At 69.3% G+C, this 16,538-nt stretch carries 14 protein-coding genes and 1 pseudogene; 3 read left to right on the top strand and 12 right to left on the bottom strand.

The genetic code is table 11. The features are described 5' to 3' along the window. Positions 1-22 precede the first annotated feature (22 nt). A complete protein-coding gene (locus tag ABD989_RS14840; RefSeq protein WP_246992583.1) occupies positions 23-1,141 on the bottom strand; it encodes an acyl-CoA dehydrogenase family protein in 1,119 nt (372 codons plus the stop codon). A 34-nt stretch (positions 1,142-1,175) separates the two neighbouring features. After that, a complete protein-coding gene (locus tag ABD989_RS14835; protein WP_246992581.1) occupies positions 1,176-2,372 on the bottom strand; it encodes an acyl-CoA dehydrogenase family protein in 1,197 nt (398 codons plus the stop codon). 56 nt (positions 2,373-2,428) lie between these two features. On the opposite strand from ABD989_RS14835, the gene ABD989_RS14830 reads away from it, so the two are divergent. After that, positions 2,429-3,838, top strand: coding sequence for an amidase (locus ABD989_RS14830; protein ID WP_246992579.1), 1,410 nt, complete (start codon positions 2,429-2,431; stop codon positions 3,836-3,838). Between the two features lie 22 nt (positions 3,839-3,860). Here the strand turns inward: ABD989_RS14830 and ABD989_RS14825 are convergent, their stop codons facing one another. The 7 genes from ABD989_RS14825 to ABD989_RS14795 all read right to left on the bottom strand — a co-directional run bounded on the left by ABD989_RS14825 (position 3,861) and on the right by ABD989_RS14795 (position 11,044). Beyond that, positions 3,861-4,493 carry an LpqN/LpqT family lipoprotein gene (locus ABD989_RS14825; RefSeq protein WP_246992577.1) on the bottom strand — a complete coding sequence of 211 codons (633 nt, stop codon included), beginning with the start codon at positions 4,491-4,493 and terminating at the stop codon, positions 3,861-3,863. An 80-nt stretch (positions 4,494-4,573) separates the two neighbouring features. Continuing rightward, positions 4,574-6,193 carry a solute symporter family protein gene (locus ABD989_RS14820; protein WP_345314068.1) on the bottom strand — a complete coding sequence of 540 codons (1,620 nt, stop codon included), beginning with the start codon at positions 6,191-6,193 and terminating at the stop codon, positions 4,574-4,576. Then, on the bottom strand, positions 6,190-6,579 hold the full coding sequence (locus ABD989_RS14815) for a DUF485 domain-containing protein (protein ID WP_246992573.1): 390 nt from the start codon (positions 6,577-6,579) through the stop codon (positions 6,190-6,192). Before ABD989_RS14815 ends, ABD989_RS14820 begins: the two co-directional genes overlap by 4 nt. 251 nt (positions 6,580-6,830) lie before the next feature. Further along, complete coding sequence (locus ABD989_RS14810) at positions 6,831-8,561, bottom strand: sodium/solute symporter (RefSeq protein WP_425556544.1); 1,731 nt, start codon at positions 8,559-8,561, stop codon at positions 6,831-6,833. Then, positions 8,561-8,941 carry a hypothetical protein gene (locus ABD989_RS14805; protein ID WP_345314066.1) on the bottom strand — a complete coding sequence of 127 codons (381 nt, stop codon included), beginning with the start codon at positions 8,939-8,941 and terminating at the stop codon, positions 8,561-8,563. The genes ABD989_RS14810 and ABD989_RS14805 overlap by 1 nt, the downstream gene beginning before the upstream one ends. 1 nt (position 8,942) lies before the next feature. After that, complete coding sequence (locus tag ABD989_RS14800; RefSeq protein WP_345314065.1) at positions 8,943-9,809, bottom strand: LytR/AlgR family response regulator transcription factor; 867 nt, start codon at positions 9,807-9,809, stop codon at positions 8,943-8,945. Beyond that, positions 9,809-11,044, bottom strand: coding sequence for a sensor histidine kinase (locus ABD989_RS14795; protein ID WP_246992557.1), 1,236 nt, complete (start codon positions 11,042-11,044; stop codon positions 9,809-9,811). The genes ABD989_RS14800 and ABD989_RS14795 overlap by 1 nt, the downstream gene beginning before the upstream one ends. A 74-nt stretch (positions 11,045-11,118) precedes the next feature. Here ABD989_RS14795 and ABD989_RS14790 point away from each other — a divergent pair, with 74 nt between their 5' ends. Next, positions 11,119-12,012, top strand: a complete 894-nt coding sequence (locus ABD989_RS14790) for a polyphosphate kinase 2 family protein (protein WP_246992555.1) — start codon at positions 11,119-11,121, stop codon at positions 12,010-12,012. A 23-nt stretch (positions 12,013-12,035) separates the two neighbouring features. Here the strand turns inward: ABD989_RS14790 and ABD989_RS14785 are convergent, their stop codons facing one another. From ABD989_RS14785 to ABD989_RS17745, 3 genes and pseudogenes are all read right to left on the bottom strand, one after another. Then, complete coding sequence (locus ABD989_RS14785; protein WP_345314064.1) at positions 12,036-13,655, bottom strand: HAD-IC family P-type ATPase; 1,620 nt, start codon at positions 13,653-13,655, stop codon at positions 12,036-12,038. A gap of 17 nt (positions 13,656-13,672) precedes the next feature. Continuing rightward, positions 13,673-14,404: an HAD-IC family P-type ATPase gene (locus ABD989_RS14780; protein WP_345314101.1), complete on the bottom strand. Its 732-nt coding sequence runs from the start codon at positions 14,402-14,404 to the stop codon at positions 13,673-13,675. A gap of 104 nt (positions 14,405-14,508) precedes the next feature. Further along, positions 14,509-14,643 (bottom strand): annotated as a pseudogene (locus ABD989_RS17745) (cation-transporting P-type ATPase); the annotation flags it as partial. A 220-nt stretch (positions 14,644-14,863) separates the two neighbouring features. Between ABD989_RS17745 and ABD989_RS14770 the strand changes: the two are divergent. Continuing rightward, complete coding sequence (locus ABD989_RS14770) at positions 14,864-16,531, top strand: class I adenylate-forming enzyme family protein (RefSeq protein ID WP_246992548.1); 1,668 nt, start codon at positions 14,864-14,866, stop codon at positions 16,529-16,531. Positions 16,532-16,538: the final 7 nt, after the last annotated feature.

The following is a 16,538-nucleotide window of genomic DNA, read 5'->3' as shown; positions in this document are numbered from 1 at the left end:
GGTGCAACCCGTGCTGTCGGACTCAGCCGACGGTCAGCATGTCCCAGTCGCGCAGGTGTGCGCCGAGCTGGGCCACGTGCGCATCCGCGTCGCCGAGGGTGTGGCTGATGGCGGTCAGACGGCTCACGTAATGCGCGATCGGGTACTCGGCGGTCATGCCGATGCCGCCGTGCATCTGGATCGCTTCCTGGCCGATGAGACGACCGGAGCGGCAGACCTGCAGCTTGCCGCGCGACGCGGTGATGGCGTCGGCGCTGCCCTCGGCGATGGCCGCGGTCAGGTAGACGTTCATGCTGGTCGCCAGCTCCAACGCGACGTACATGTCGGCGGCGCGGTGGGTCAGCGCCTGGAAGGTGGCCAGCGGCACGCCGAACTGCTTGCGGGTCTTGAGGTAGTCGACGGTCATGTCCAGCGACTTGGTCATCGCGCCCACGGCCTCCGAGCACAGCGCGCTCTGCTCGACGATGGCCACGTCCTCGATCAGGGCGGCGGCGTCGGCCTGCGTGATCTTGGTGCCCGCGGCGTCGGTGAAGACCACCTGCGCACCGCGGCGGTTGTCGTGCGTGCGGTAGGCGGTGCGGGCGACGCCGGCCTGATCGGCCTCCACCAGGTACAGGCTCACGGTGCCGTCGGCCTCGCGGGCGGAGACCACGAAGACGTCGGCGCAGTCGCCGTGCGGGACCAGCGACTTGGTGCCGGACACCGTGGTACCGGTCGCCGAGGCGGCGACGGCGTACGCCGGCCAGCGGTCGCCCTGCTCGTGGTGGGCGAAGGCGGCCAGGCGCTCGCCGCCGGCGAGGGCGGTGAGGACCTCTTCCTTGACGGACTCGTCGGCGTCGGACCGCTCGATCAGCAGACCGGGCACCACGACGGAGTCCAGCAGCGGCTCGGGGGCCAGCGATGCGCCGAACTCACCCATCACCACCGCGAGTTCTTCCACGCCGGCACCCATGCCGCCGAACTTCTCGTCGAAGGCGAGGCCCAGGATGCCGATCTCGGCGAGCGAGGTCCACACCTCCCGGTTCCAGCCCAGCGGGGTGTCGGTGACCGCGCGGAGGGTCTCGATGTCGTAGGTCCGGGTCAGTACCTCGCGCACGGTGTCGCGGAGCATGCCCTGTTCGTCGGAAAGCTCGAAATCCATGGTGTGTTCTTCCTTGAAGTCGGGTGCGCTCGGCTCAGAGCCCGAGGACGGCCTTGTCGATGATCTGGCGCTGCACTTCCGAGGAGCCGCCGTAGATCGTGACCTTGCGGTAGTTCAGGTACTCGGGCACCGTGAGCGCGGCCCAGTCCGGGCTGAGCAGACCGGCGAGCTCGGTCTCGGCGTCATCGGCCGGGGCCATCGGGAGGGAGTCGGGGCCGGCCAGATCGGCCAGCAGTTCCAGCGCCTCCTGCTGCAGCTGCGAGCCGCGCAGCTTCAACACCGACGACGCCGGGTTCGGCTTGCCGTCCGACGAGGCGGCGACCACGCGCAGCTGCACCATTTCCAGGGCCAGCAGCTCGTTCTCCAGGCCGGCCAAGCGGGCGGCGAACAGCGGGTCGTCGAGCATCACGCCGCCGCCGGGCGCACGGACCTGGGCGGCCCGGGCCTTGGCACGCGCCAGCTTGGTCTTGGTCCAGCCGACGCGGGCGATGCCCGAGCGCTCGTTGCCGAGCAGGAACTTCGCGATGGTCCAGCCTTCGTTCTCCTTGCCGATCCGGCTGGAGACCGGGATGCGGACGTCGTTGAAGAAGACCTCGTTGACCTCGTAGCTGCCGTCGATCAGCTTGATCGGACGCAACTCCACGCCCGGGGTGTCCATCGGGAACACCACGAAGCTGATACCGGCCTGCTTCTTCGCGTCCGGATCGGTGCGGACCAGGCAGAAGATCCAGTCGGCGTACTGGCCGAGCGTGGTCCACGTCTTCTGGCCGTTGATCACGTACTCGTCGCCGTCGCGGACGGCGCGGGTCTTGAGCGAGGCGAGGTCGGAACCGGCTTCGGGCTCGGAGAAGCCCTGGCACCACCAGATGTCCAGGTTCGCGGTCTTCGGCAGGAACTCGTCCTTCTGTTCCTGGGTGCCGAAGTGCGCGATCACCGGGCCGACCATGCCGGCGTTGAAGGGGAGGAGGTCGGGCACGAAGTTCAGTGCCATCTCCTCGCGCCAGATGTGGTGCTGCACCGGCGTCCAGTCCTGGCCGCCGTTCGCCACCGGCCAGTGCGGTACCGCGTAGCCGCCCTTGTTGAGGAGCTTCGTCGTGGCGACGATGTCATCGGGGTAGATCGTCTCGCCGGCCTCGTTGCGGCGTCGGATGTCTTCGGGGATGACCGTGGTGAAGTACTCCCGCAGTTCGTTGCGGAAAGCTTCCTCTTCGGGGGTGAATCGCAGCTGCATGGTTACTTGATACCTGATCGAGCGCTCAATCGGTATGCCGAGTAGCTTTCGGAGGTATGAAACACATTCATGCGTTCGGTGACGATGTGCTCGGCGAGCACGACGCCGTGGGCGTGGCCCGGGCGATCGCCGCGGGCGAGTTCTCCGCCGCCGACGCCGCGGACGCGGCCCTGGCGCGGATCGACGCGGTCAACCCGCAGTTGGCGGCGATCGCCTACGACGACCGCGAGCGCGCGCGGGTCCGGGCGCAGGCCAACGGTTTCGCCGGGGTGTTCGCCGGCGTGCCGTCGCTGATCAAGAACAACACCGACTTCGCGGGGCTGCCGACCAAACAGGGTTCGGCCGCGGTGGCCGAGCGGCCGGCCGCGGCGCACGAGAAGTTCACCGAGGAGTTCCTCGGCACCGGCGTCAATGTGCTCGCGGCGTCGACGCTGCCGCCCTTCGGGCTGAGCGCCACCACCGAGTTCGTCGACCGCGAACCCACCCGCAATCCGTGGGACACCGACTTCAGCTGCGGCGCCTCCTCGGGCGGCTCGGCGGCATTGGTCGCGGCCGGGGCGGTGCCGATCGCGCACGCCAACGACGGCGGTGGCTCCATCCGTATCCCGGCCGCGGCGTGCGGCCTGGTGGGTCTCAAGCCGACCCGCGGGCGGACCGCTCCGGTGCCGGCGTCGGCCAAATCGCCGGTCGACCTGGTCGTCAACGGTGTCGTGACGCGGTCGGTGCGCGACACCGCCTACTTCCTCGCCGACCTGGAACGACAGCGCCCGGTGAAGGGGCTGGATCCGGTCGGACTGGTCGAGGGGCCGGGTACGCGTCGACTGCGGATCGCGCTCATCGTCGACCCGATCACCGGGCAGCCGCTGGATCCGGACACCGCGCGGGCACTGACCGACACCGCCGAACTGTTGACCGAACTGGGCCATCAGGTGGAGCAGGTGCCGCTGCCGGTGGACCCGTCGTACATCCGACAGTTCACCGACTACTGGGCACTGCTGGCGTTCTCGTTCGATCACCAGGGGTCCACGCTGACCGGTCGCGGCTTCGACCGCGCCGCGCTCGACCCGTTCACCCGCGGCCTGTCCCGCCGGTTCGCGCGGGGCTTCTACCGGTTGCCGTCGTCGATCATCGGACTCAAGCGGGCCACCGCGAAGCTGCGGCGCGCGTTCGCCGACTACGACGTGATCGCGTCGCCGACGCTGGCGCACACCACGCCGGAGATCGGCTACCTCGATCCGGCCGGCGACTTCGACGAGATCTTCGATCGTCTGATCCGCTACGTGGCCTTCACCCCGGCGAACAACTCGTCGGGCACCCCGGCCGTGTCGGTGCCGCTGGCCACGTCGTCGACCGGGATGCCGATCGGCCTGCACTTCTCCGCCGATCTGGGCGACGAACGCACCCTCCTCGAGCTCGCGTACGAGCTGGAGGCGGCGCGTCCGTTCGCCCGGATTCAGGACGCCTGAGGAGTCTGCTCGCCCGGCGGGGTCAGCCCGCGGTGATCTGCACGCCGTCGAGCATGGCCGTCGAGTCGGCGATGTAGGTCGGGTTGGTCGGATCGGTGGACTGCACCGTCAGCACGACGGTGGACGATCCGCCGTTCACGGTCGGCACCACGATCATCCGCGAGGTGATCGGGTGCACCGCCACACCCTGCACGCCGGATGCCTCGTAGGTGACGGTGTACGACTCGAAGCCGCAGATCGTGCCCGACTCGCCGGCGGGCACCTCGACGCCCATGCCCTTGCGCACGGCGGCGAGTTCCTTGTCCACGATCTCGTCGAAGGTGCCGGTCGACGGCGTCACAGTGACCACGATGTTCGGGGTGAAACCGGCCTTGGTCAGCGAGGTGTTGACCAGGACCAGACGCACCAACTCGCTGTCCTGCGAGGTATTGCGTTCCCACCCGGCGGGCTGAGGGAGCTGGATCTCCGGCTGGCCTGCGGCGGTCACGAGCGGCCCGGTGGTGGCGGCGCACGAGCCGGTCGCGGCATTGGTCGTCGTCGCGGCACTGCTCGAGTTCGAGTCGGAGTCCGAGGAGCAGCCGGCCAGCAGGGCCAGCGAGCCTGCTGCGGCGACGGCGGTCAGGGTGCGGGCGAAGCGGCGTGCGGTGAAGGTCATGGCTCGGGACGATACCGGGCAGGACGCCACGCGGGGCGCGTCGGATTGCTCCGGCGCGCCCCGCGTGGGTCAGCGGTGAACTAGTGCGAGATGGCCTGCTCGGCGCCGACACCGGTGAGGGAGCGGACCTCCATCTCGGCGCGGCGAGCCACGTCGGGCTTCTCCCGCGAGCTCAGCGTGCCGATGATGCCCAGCAGGAACGCGGCCGGGATGGACACGATGCCCGGGTTGGCCAGCGGGAACCATGCGAAGTCCGAGTCCGGCAGCATGGAGTTGGCCTTGCCCGAGACGGCCGGCGAGAAGATGATCAGCACCAGGGTGATCACCAGTCCGCCGTACATGCTGAACAGGGCGCCGCGGGTGTTGAAGCGCTTCCAGAACAGCGAGTACAGGATGGTCGGCAGGTTGGCCGACGCGGCGACGGCGAAGGCCAGCGCCACCAGGAAGGCGATGTTCTGGTCCTTGGCCAGAATGCCCAGGACGATGCCGATGATGCCCAGCACGATGACCGTGTAGCGGGACACGCGGACCTGGTCCTCCTCGGAGGCGCCGTTCTTCTTGATCACGCTGGCGTAGATGTCGTGCGCGAACGACGCCGAGGCGGTGATCGCCAGACCCGCGACCACCGCGAGGATGGTGGCGAAGGCGACGCCGGCGATGAGGCCCAGCAGGATCTCGCCGCCGAGGTGCAGCGCGAGCAGCGGTGCCGCCGCGTTCTGCTTGCCCGGGGCGGCCATGATGGTCTCCGGGCCGACCAGGGCGGCCGCGCCGTAACCCAGGATCAGCGTGAAGATGTAGAAGCCGCCGATCAGGCTGATGGCCCACACCACGGACTTGCGGGCTTCCTTGGCGGTGGGCACCGTGTAGAAGCGCATGAGCACGTGCGGCAGGCCCGCGGTGCCGAGCACCAGGGCCAGACCCAGCGAGATCAGGTTGAACTTGGACGTGAAGTCGATGCCGTACTGGGCGCCGGGCGCCAGGATGTCGACGTCGGTCCGGGCCTGCGCCTCGCCGAGGAGCTTGGACAGGTTGAAGTTGATGCCGTTGGACATCAGCACCCACAGGGTCATCACGGCGGTGCCGGTGATCAGCAGGACGGCCTTGATGATCTGCACCCAGGTGGTGCCCTTCATGCCGCCGATGAGGACGTACACGATCATCAGCAGGCCGACGATGGTGATGACCACGGCCTGGCCGGTGTCGCTCTCGATGTTCAGGAGCAGCGCGACGAGCGCGCCGGCGCCGGCCATCTGGGCCAGCAGGTAGAAGATCGACACCGTCAGGGTGCTGATCGACGCGGCGAGACGGACCGGACGCTGCTTCAAGCGGAAGCTCAGGACGTCGGCCATAGTGAATTTACCGGTGTTCCGCAGCAGCTCGGCTACCAGCAGCAGGGCGACGAGCCAGGCGACCAGGAAGCCGATCGAGTACAGGAAACCGTCGTAGCCGTAGATGGCGATGGCGCCCGCGATGCCGAGGAAGCTGGCCGCGGACAGGTAGTCGCCGGCGATGGCGATGCCGTTCTGGGTGCCGCTGAAGCCGCGGCTGCCGGTGAAGAACTCCGACGCGCTGCTGGTGCCGGCCGAGCTGACCTTGATCACCACGAGGAGGGTGACGATCACGAAGCCGACGAAGATCAGGATGTTCAGCGTCGAGTTGCCGGTGTCGACTTCCTGTTCGGCGAGGAGGAGTGAGGTCACGACTGAGCTCCTTCGGTGGTGGCGTCAGCGGTGTCGTAGTCGCCGTCGGCGAAGCCCTGGCGTACGACGTCGGCCTGCGGGTCGAGGCGATGGTTCGCGAACCAGATGTAGGCCGCGGTGATCGCGAAGGTCGTGACGAACTGCAGCAGGCCCAGGATCAGGCCGACGTTGATGTTCCCCCACACCTTGGTGGCCATGAAGTCCGTGGCGAAGACGCCGAGGCACAGGTAGACGGCGTACCAGGTGAGGAAGAACGCGGTCATCGGGAAGACGAAGGTCCGCAGCGTGCGGCGCAGCCGCTGAAACTCCGGACTCTGCTGCGCGACGATGAACTCGTCGGCAGTCGGCGCTTGCCGTGCTGGCGGATGCTCTGGAGCGATGGACACGTGACCTCCTCGATGTGACGCCGCAAGAGCGGCCTTGCAAGAAGGTTCGAGGAGATCTGCCTCACAGACAATCGGATCTGTGACCCATACGACGAGGCCCGCCTGCCGTGCGGTGAGCGGTTACCGCCCTCCGGTGAACGGCACTCGCCGTCGACCTCCGCAGCGAGTCGCGACCCCGTTGCCGGGTCGCCTTCGGGGCCCCGAAGGCGACCCGGGAGCAGGGTCGCGACACGGCACGGGGGCGGGGGGATTCAGTCGCCGGCGGGGGTGCGTTCGAGGACCATGCCGAAGCGTTCGGGCACGTGCATGCGGGCGAAGACGGTGGGGACGTCGGACCGGACCGTGCGGCGGGTGGCCAGCGACACCGTCATCATGGTCGCGAAGCTGAGTGGGACGGTGACGACGGCCGGGAAGCTCAGGATCGACGACGCCCAGCTGTCGCCGGAGGCCAGGAACGTGCCGACCACCACGGATACGCCGGAGGTCACGGACCCGACGACGAGGCCGGCGATCGCTCCGGCGGCGGTGAGGCCGCGCCACCAGATGCCGAGCATCAGCAGCGGGCACAGAGTAGCGGCGGAGACCGCGAACACCAGGCCCACCGAACGGGACAGCTCCAGGGTGCCGGCGACCAGTGCCAGCCCGATCGGCACCAGGCCGCCGACCAGGGCGCACAGTCGGAAGGTCCGGACGCCCGGCCGGAACAGGTCGGTGGACACCACGCCCGCGATGCTGATCAGCAGGCCCGACGCGGTGGCCAGGAAGGCGGCGATCGCGCCCGCGGCGACCAGCGCGACGAGAAGTTCACCGGGCAGGCCGTCGAGCACGGCCGACGGAATCATCAGCACCGCGGCGTCGGAGGTGCCGGTGGCCAGCACCTGCGGCACGTAGACGCGGGCCAGGACGCCCAGGACGGTGGGAAAGAGATAGAAGCCGGCCAGCAGGGCGATCACGGTGAGGGCCGTCCGCCGCGCCGCCGCGCCATTGCGGTTGGTGTAGAAGCGCACCAGGACGTGCGGCAGTCCGAGTGTGCCGAGGAAGGTGGCCAACATCAGCGACAGCACCTGGTACAGCGGATGGCCGCCGCCGAAGCCGCCGCCGGACCGCGACCACGCGGCCCCGGTCTGCGGCGCATCCGAGACCACCGGGGTGGCCGCGCCGGCCGCCAAGGTCAGCGACGAGTCGTCGCCCACCACGAAGCTGCCCGCGGCCACCGGGGCGTCCTGGACTTCGCGGCCGTCGAGCGTGCCGGTCACGTGCACCCCGGCCGGATCGGTCACGGTGATCGTCACTTCGGTCGGCACGGCGACGGTGGTGGCCGCGGCGACCCGGGCCGGCAGCGGGGCGCCGAGCTCCTGCGGCTGCTGCGCGAAGTGGATCACGGCGACGAGGGCGGGCACGGCGATCGCGGTCAGCTTCAGCCAGTACTGCACCCCCTGCGCGAAGGTCACCGACCGCATGCCGCCGCTCACGACGTTCACCACCAGCGCGACCCCGACCACGATGACACCGACCCAGCCGGGCGCGCCGAGCAGGATGTTCAGGGTGAGGCCGGCGCCCTGCAACTGCGGCACGAGATAGAGGACGCAGACCACCGCGACGACGATCATCGCGACGCGTCGCGCGCGCAGCGAACCCAACCGGAACTCGGCGAAGTCGGGGACGGTGTAGGCGCCGGATCGACGCAGCGGCGCCGCCACGAACAGCAGCAGCGCCAGGTAGCCGGCGGTGAAGCCGATCGGGTACCAGAGCGCGTCCGCGCCGTACTTGGCGACGAGGCCGGCGACGCCGAGAAAGGAAGCGGCCGAAAGGTATTCACCGGCGATGGCGGCGGCGTTCCAGCGCGAGCCGATACTGCGGGAGGCCACCAGGAAGTCCGACGTCGACCGAGCCCCGCGTCCGCCCCAGGCACCCACCGCGACGGTGCCGAGGGTGGCCACGGCGACGGCGATGATCACCAGGACGGCACCGGAGCCGGACATCATCGGCGGTGCTCCTCATCGTCGATCAGGCGAATGAAGTCGCGCTCGGCCTGCTCGGCGAGGCGGATGTAGAGGCGGCCGGCCAGGTACAAGACCGGATACGGCATGAGCGCCAACACGATCCAGTTGAGGTTGATCCCGAACAGGGTGGCGGTGGCGAAGCCGTCGACGGTGGCCCCGACGACCGGGACGGCGACGAAGATCAGCACCACCGCCAGACCGATGCGCAGCGCCAGCCCCAGCTGCGCGCGCACCAGGCCGCGCACGAGGTGCTCGCCCACCGGGGTCTGCTCGGTGACTTCGGCGCGCGTGCGGACCGGGCGTGCGCCGCGGCGCTCCGAGAGGACCACGCGTTCGCGCCGCGGGCTGGTTCCGGGCATGTCAGCGACTGTCCGGTGCGGCTCCGTCGCCTCGGCGAGTCCGGAAGGAACGCAACGGATCTCGCACCAGACGATCCTTGAGGTCACGCACCTGGCGACGACTCACCGGCAACTCCACCTCGGGGGTCTCGCCGATCCCGCGGACGATCACCTTGGTGGCCGTCCCCACCGATCGCAGGCCGCTGACCATCGGCAACGACACCAGGTAGGAGCGGTGCACGCGCGCGAAACCCGATCTGGCCCAGTGTGATTCGAGCGTGGCGAGGGTGACGCGGACGAGGTAGTCGCCGGTCGCGGTGTGCAGGCGCGCGTAGTCGCCGACCGCCTCCACCCAGGCCACCGACTCGCGGGGGATCAGCGAGGTGACGCCGCCGCGTTCCACCGGGATCACGTCGCCCGTCGCCACCCCGGTGTCGGGTTCGTCGGTCGAGTCGGCGGTGGCCGGCATCGTGCCCGGGAGCTCGCCGTCGCTGTCGTCGTAGGCGGATGCGGACTGCTCGCCGCGCACCGCCAGCACGCGCTCGATCGCCTGGGAAAGCCGTTCGGCGCGAACAGGTTTGAGGAGATAGTCGACGGCGCCCACGTCGAACGCGGCGACCGCGCGATCGGAGTGCGCGGTGACGAAGACCAGTGCGGGCGGTTGCGCGTACCGGGCCAGCACCGCGGCCAGTTCCATCCCGCTCAGCCCGGGCATCGAGATGTCGAGGAACGCCGCAGCCACCGACCGCTCGGACAGCAGCCGGAGCGCCTCGGTGGCGTCGGAGGCCCGCACCACTTCGCCGACGGCCGGGTGCTCGCCGAGCAGGTAGGCCAGTTCGTCGAGAGCGGGGGCTTCGTCGTCGACGGCCAGTACCCGTAGCGCTGTCATCAGCCTCGTCCCTCCTGGCCCGTCGCGTCGGCGCGGATGCCGCTGGCGAACTTCGGGACACGCATGCTGACCTTGGTGCCCGCGCCGATCCCGGTGTCGACGATCAAACCGTAGTCGTTGCCGAAAGCCGAGCGCAGTCGTTGATCCACATTGGTGAGACCCACGTGCGCGCCCTCGGTCTCCTGGGAGAGCAGATCCGACCGGGGGAGGGCGTCGATCGCGCCGCTGCGCAACAGTTCGGGGTCCATGCCGACGCCGTCGTCTTCCACGCTGATCTCGCAGGTGGTGCCGACGCTGTGCGCGGAGATGGTGATGGTGCCTTCGCGACGGCCGGCCAGGCCGTGCCGCACGGCGTTCTCCACCAGCGGTTGCAGCGCCAGGAAGGGCACCACGACGCCGAGCACCTCGGGGTCGACGTTCAGTCGAACGCCCAGGCCTTCGCCGAACCGAGCGCGCTCCAGCGTGAGGTAGCGGTCGATGTTGCGCAGCTCGTCGGCGAGCGCGGTGTACTGGCCGGCCGCGCGGAAGGAGTATCGGGTGAAGTCGGCGAAGTCGAGGATGAGCTCGCGGGCCCGCGCCGGATCGGTGCGCACGAACGAGGCGATGGTGCCCAGCGCGTTGTAGATGAAGTGCGGGTCGATCTGGGCGCGCAGCGCCAGCACTTCCGCGCGGTCCAGGCGGGCCCGCGAGGCGTCCAGCTCGGCCAGCTGCAGCTGGGTGGCCGCATAGTTCGCCACCTCGGTGATGGCGCCGATCTGGCCGGGGCCGGGCTGGCGCACGGTGGCCACGACGAGGACGCCGGAACTGGCGTCGTCGCCCATCAGCGGCGCCGCGATGAGCTTGCGGACGAGGCCGCCGTCGCCGCCGGGATAGTCGCTCAGAACACGTCGTCGAGCATTGAGGGCCTCGACGGCCAGGGCGGATGCGGCGGTCAGCACGCGGGGCCGCCAGATCTCGTCGGCGCCGTCCCGGCCCAGCAGGATCCCGTCGGCGTCGAACAGGGCTACGCCCTCGGCGCCGGTGAGGGCGCGGAGCGGACCGACGGCCGACGCGGCCGAGGTGTCGGTGAGACCGTCGCGCAGCGGATGCGCCGCAGCAGCGGCCGCGGCGAGGGTGTCGTGCACGGCGCGCTCGTGCGGGGTGGAGACCACCCGCCGCGTGCGCAGGACGACGATGAACAGCACCACCGCCAGGGTGCCGCCGAGCAGCAGGATCGCGATCAGTTCACCGGACATCGTGCCTACAGAATCTACGTGCCGACGCCGCGAATCGGGCAGAGTGGACGCGGAGGGCCACGGGAGGAGAAGACATGGTGAATACGGTCGACTGGGGGAAACTGGCGAAGTCGACACGGGTGAAGCCGGGCAGCACGGTGCGCCTGTCCCGGGACTTCGATCCGGCCGCGAAGCCGAAGGGCATGACGAAGAAGGACGGCCTGGCGCAGCTGGCCGCGGGTAAGGAAGAGCTGTTCGCGCTGCAGGACAAGTTCTACGCCCAGGCCGACCGGTCGCTGCTGATCGTGCTGCAGGCCATCGACGCCGCGGGCAAGGACGGCACGGTGAAGCACGTGATGTCCGGCATCAACCCGGAGGGCGTGGACGTGCACTCGTTCAAGGCGCCCTCGACCGAGGAGCGGTCGCACGGCTACCTCTGGCGGCATCAGAAGGTGGTGCCCGAGCTGGGCAAGATGGGCATCTTCAACCGCTCCCACTACGAGAACGTGGTGGTGACGCGCGTGCACCCGGAGATGCTGTGGCCCACCACTGCGGCGAGCTCGGGCGACGACCTCTGGCAGCGGCGGTACGACGACATCAACGCCTGGGAGCGGTACCTCACCGACAACGGCACCACCGTCGTCAAACTCTTCCTCAACGTCTCCGCGGATGAGCAGGCGCGCCGTTTCCTCGCCCGCATCGACCGGCCCGACAAGAACTGGAAGTTCTCCACGACCGACATGGCTGAGCGCGAGCTGTGGCCGGAGTATCAGCGGGCGTTCGACGACATGCTGAGCAATACCAGCACCGATCACGCGCCGTGGCACGTGATTCCGGCCGACCACAAGTGGGCGAGCCGGTTGGCGACGTTCTCGGTGCTGCTGGACGTGATGCGCGGTCTGGACCCGCAGTATCCGACGGTCTCCAAGGCCGAACGGGACTCGCTGGGCAGCTACCGCAAGATCCTGCGGAAGGAACTCGGCGACTGATCTTCGCCCTCGCGTCGGCGGTGTCAGAGCCTGCGTAGGGCGTGCTCGATGTCGCGCACTTCGTCGCCGGGCCGGCCGGGGGCGAGGTGGCTGCGCATGCCGATGCGGCCGCTGCGCCACATGCTCAGTTGCAGCCAGTGCCGATCGGCGAAGTGCACCTTCGCCAGCAGGACGCGCACACCGCCGACGAGGAACATCCAGGCCAGGCACCAGGCGAAGGTCAGACCGACCATCGGCCACGGCAGCGGATCCACCAGCCAGCCGAAGCCGACCATCAGCACCGTCAGGGCCGCGGTCAGCACGTTGGCCGCCAGCAGTTGCCACGACGGGAAGGGCCGTCGGAAGAACCAGCCCTCTGCGCGGGTCACGAACAGCAGGAAATGGCCTCCGATGCCGAGGGCCAGGAACATCGCGGACTGGATCTGGCCGACGGCGACCCCGTCGGTGCCGTCCCACACGTGCATGCCGAGGACGCCGCCGTCGATCTTGGTGAAGCCCCAGACCAGGAAGAAGAAGCCGAGCAACTCGACCACCGTGACGAGCCCCAACATGATCGAGGTGGGCAGGATCGATCGCATCCGCCAGCGGATGGGTCGGTCGGCGACGGGGGTGTTGTCGTAGGCGATCGCCATGATCGGCACGTCGTCGAGCAGCGAGATGAACACGATCGCGACAGCGGTCAGCGGCTGGAAGCCGGCGATCAGCGTCGCGAGGACCACCAGGAACATGAGTGCGATGGTCAGTGCCACGCGGTACAGCGTGTAGCTGGTGATGCGGCCGAAGATCTTGCGGGCCTCGACGATGGCGCTGTTGATCACGGTCAGTCCGGGTGCGGTGAGCACCAGCGCGGCGGCGCCGCGGGCGGCGTCGACCGCGGTGGAGACGGCGATACCGCAGTCGGCTTGCTTCAGCGCGGGCGCATCGTTGACGCCGTCGCCGGTCATGCCGACCAGGTGGCCGCGCTGCTGCAGGGACTTGACGATCGCGTACTTGTGCTCGGGCAGCACGCGGGCGAAGCCGTCGGCCTTCTCGATGATCGCGGCGATCTCGGGTGGGACGTTGTCCGGGTCCATGTCGGCCGGGAACACGTCCGGCGCGGAGATGATGTGGGTCCCCATGTTCAGCTGCTTGGCGGTTTCCACGGCGATGGCGGTGTCGTCGCCGGTCACCATCTTGACCGCGACGCCGGTGGCCTCGACGTCGGCGATGGTGGCCTTGCTGCTGTCCAACGGCGGGTCGAACATCGACAGGAGGCCGAGTACCTCCCACGTGGCGCCGTCGTCGGTGGACCGGGCCACGGCCAGCGCGCGGAATCCATGCGAGGCGAGGTCGGCGACGGTCGCGGTGACCTGGTCGGCCACGTCGCCGGTGGCGCCGGTCAGTCCGACGATCGCGGCCGGTGCACCTTTGGCGATCCGCACGCGCGTGCCGTCGGTCTTGCTGACGGTGGCCTCGGTGTATTTGATCGCCGGATCGAACGGGGTGAACGACTCCTGCTTCCACTCCTCCAGCGACGCGGGGTCCTCGACTGCGGCGAAGACCGCGGTGTCGATCGGGTCCTTGTCGCCGGCTTTGGAGGCCAGTGCGGAGGCGACGATCAGGTCGTCGGCGTCCGTGGCCGCCATCAGCACCGGTTGCTGCATGCTCAACTTGTTGGCGGTCAGGGTGCCGGTTTTGTCGGAGCAGAGGTGTCGACGCCGGCCATCTCCTCGATGGACTCCAGCCGCGAGACGATGGCCTTGTGTTTGGACAGTTCCAGCGCGCCCAACGCCATGGTCACCGAGAAGACCGCCGGCATGGCCACCGGGATGGACGCCACCAGCAGCACCAGCACGAACTGCACGATGCCCAGTGCATGCGTGGTGATCTCGGCGGAACTGCCCGACCACTGGGTGTCGAAGTTCTGGAAGACCTCGAAGAACACCAGAATCACCGCCAGCGCCACGGCCACGGCGATCAGGAAGTCGCCGATCTGGAACATCGCCTTCTGCGCGTGCGACACCGCGCCCGCGCCGGCCACCAGCTTGGCGGTCTTACCGAACATGGTGTCGGTACCGGTGGCGATCACCACGCCGGTGGTGTCCCCGCCCTTGACCACCGAACCGGAGAACGCCGGATCGCCGGGATGTTTGCGGACCGGCACCGATTCGCCGGTCAACGCCGACTGGTCGATGGACGCCGTGCCGCTGCCGGTCAGCCGCAGGTCAGCGGGCACCACCTCGCCGATCTCGATGCGGACCACGTCGCCGGGGACCAGGTTCGCCGCGTCGATGTCGCTCCACGTGCCGTCGCGCAGCACGGTGGCCGACGGGGCGAGGCCCGCCTGGAGTGCGGCCAGGGCGGCTTCGGCCTTGCGGTCCTGGGCGAATCCGAGGCCCGCGTTGAAGAGCAGGAGGGCGACGATGATGCCGAAGTCTCCCAGTGCTGCAGGGCTGCGGAGACGATGGCCGCCGCCTCGATCATGTACGAGATCGGTCCGGTGAAGTACCCGAGGATCTTCGTCCAGAGCGGCTCGCTGCGCGTGGGGAAGGCGTTGGGGCCGTACTTCGTGAGCCGCTGGGCGGCGTCGGCCGCGGTCAAGCCGACGGCGGGGTCCACCGCCAACCGTCGGAGGACGTCGGCGAGTGCCATCTCGGTCAGATCTGGTGTGCCGTCCGCAGGGGCAGGCGAGTCGGTGTTGGCCGTCTGCGACGGCGCCGAGGCTGGTGTGGCCATGATCCACCCGTCTAGTCATGTGCTGAGAGTGAGAAATGTGGTGTGAGTCTAGCCCGCAAATCGGACGCACCGGGCACTATTTATGCAGGTCCGAGACCGTTGCATAGGGAACTGGTGGGAGGCTTACACTCGGCCTGTGACCGGGTACGACGACAAGCCGTGGCTCGCGGCCTATCCACCGGGACGACCGCCGCATCTGCGGCGTGCGTTCTCCACCGCCCTCGATATGTTCGACGCCGCGGTGCGCTCCGCGCCCGACGCGGCGGCGATCCATTACTTCGACCGATCGCTGCGCTGGGCGGAGGTGGATCGGGCGGCGGAGGCCGTGGCCTCGTTGCTGATCGCACGTGGCTTCGCGCCGGGGGATCGGCTGGCGCTGTGTCTGCAGAACAACCCGGCATTCGTGGTGGGGTTGGTGGCCGCGTGGAAGGCCGGTGGCACCGCGGTGTCGCTGAGCCCGATGTCCACCGAGGCCGATCTCGCCCGCAGCTTCGCCGCGTTCACCCCGTCGGCGCTGCTGGTGCTCGACGACCTCTACGTCGATCGCATCCGGCCGATCCTCGACACCGGTGACACCGGTGTCGCAGTGGTGGTGACCACCTCGGGGCTGGACGGGCAGACCGAGGACGATCCGCGGATCTTCGCCGACGTCGATCGTCGTCGACCCGCGGACACGGTGGATCTCGCTGCGCTGGTCGACGCTCATCTCCCCGGGCCCGGCGTGCTCGCCGCCCTGGCGCAGCGGCGGGTCGGGCCGTCGGACGTGGCGGTGCTGGCGGCGACGTCGGGCACCACCGGTCCGGCCAAGGGCGCCCAGCTGACGCATGCGAATCTCGCCTTCAGCGCCCAGGTGTATCTCGACTGGTCCGGGCTGGCGCCCGGGGAGCCGGTGCTGGGGCTGGCCCCGGTGTTCCATGTGACCGGACTGGTCGGCGGGGTGTGTCTGGCGATGATCGCCGCTTCGCCGCTGGTGCTGACGCATCGCTTCGAGCCCGCGGTGATCGCGGCCGCGGCGGCCCGGCGACGGCCGGTGTTCTGTGCCGCGGTGATCACCGCGTACATCGCGCTGGCCGACAGCCCGGACGTCGACGCGGCCGATCTCGCGTCGTTGCGGCTGCGCTACTCCGGTGGCGCGCCCATCGATCCGGACGTCGCCGATCGGCTCGAGGAACGGCTCGGCGGCTACATCCACAACATCTACGGACAGACCGAGACCACCTCGCCCTCGCACGCGGTGCCGCCCGGCACTCGCGCGCCGATCGATCCCGACTCGGGCGTGCTGTCGGTGGGCGTTCCGGTCTTCGACACCGTGGTTCGGGTGATCGACGACGACGGCGCAGACCTGCCGGTCGGGGAGATCGGCGAACTGGTCACCACCGGCCCGCAGGTGATTCCGGGCTACTGGCACGATCCGGTGGCCACCGCCGACGCCTTCATCGGCGGTGCGCTGCGCACCGGGGACGTGGGCTTCATGGACGCCGACGGCTGGTTCTACGTGGTCGACCGGAAGAAGGACCAGATCAACGCCGCCGGCTACAAGGTGTGGCCGTCGGAGGTGGAACGGCTGCTGGCCGGGCATCCGGACGTGGAGGAAGCCGCGGTGATCGGCATTCCGGACGAATACCGAGGTGAGACGGTCAAGGCCTTCGTGGTGCCGCGGCCCGGCAGCACGTTGGACGTCGACGCCGTGATCGCCTACTGCCGGGCGAATCTGACGGCCTACAAGTATCCGCGCGAGGTGGAGATGGTCGCTGCGCTGCCGCGCACGGCCACCGGCAAGGTGCTGCGCCGCGCTCTGCGCTGACCGTGCG

Origin of the sequence: Gordonia alkaliphila, assembly GCF_039542465.1 — a bacterium.
Taxonomy (GTDB): Bacteria; Actinomycetota; Actinomycetes; order Mycobacteriales; family Mycobacteriaceae; genus Gordonia; species Gordonia alkaliphila.
Note: the sequence above shows the minus strand (reverse complement) of the source record. Positions and strands in the feature narration are given on the sequence as shown.

What these genes read in the sequence shown, in the direction of transcription:
- ABD989_RS14840 (WP_246992583.1), bottom strand. Translation starts at nt 1,141, where the DNA reads ATGGATTTCGAGCTTTCCGACGAACAGGGCATGCTCCGCGACACCGTG.
- ABD989_RS14835 (WP_246992581.1), bottom strand. Translation starts at nt 2,372, where the DNA reads ATGCAGCTGCGATTCACCCCCGAAGAGGAAGCTTTCCGCAACGAACTG.
- ABD989_RS14830 (WP_246992579.1), top strand. Translation starts at nt 2,429, where the DNA reads ATGAAACACATTCATGCGTTCGGTGACGATGTGCTCGGCGAGCACGAC.
- ABD989_RS14825 (WP_246992577.1), bottom strand. Translation starts at nt 4,493, where the DNA reads ATGACCTTCACCGCACGCCGCTTCGCCCGCACCCTGACCGCCGTCGCC.
- ABD989_RS14810 (WP_425556544.1), bottom strand. Translation starts at nt 8,561, where the DNA reads ATGTCCGGCTCCGGTGCCGTCCTGGTGATCATCGCCGTCGCCGTGGCC.
- ABD989_RS14805 (WP_345314066.1), bottom strand. Translation starts at nt 8,941, where the DNA reads ATGCCCGGAACCAGCCCGCGGCGCGAACGCGTGGTCCTCTCGGAGCGC.
- ABD989_RS14800 (WP_345314065.1), bottom strand. Translation starts at nt 9,809, where the DNA reads ATGACAGCGCTACGGGTACTGGCCGTCGACGACGAAGCCCCCGCTCTC.
- ABD989_RS14795 (WP_246992557.1), bottom strand. Translation starts at nt 11,044, where the DNA reads ATGTCCGGTGAACTGATCGCGATCCTGCTGCTCGGCGGCACCCTGGCG.
- ABD989_RS14790 (WP_246992555.1), top strand. Translation starts at nt 11,119, where the DNA reads ATGGTGAATACGGTCGACTGGGGGAAACTGGCGAAGTCGACACGGGTG.
- ABD989_RS14785 (WP_345314064.1), bottom strand. Translation starts at nt 13,655, where the DNA reads ATGCAGCAACCGGTGCTGATGGCGGCCACGGACGCCGACGACCTGATC.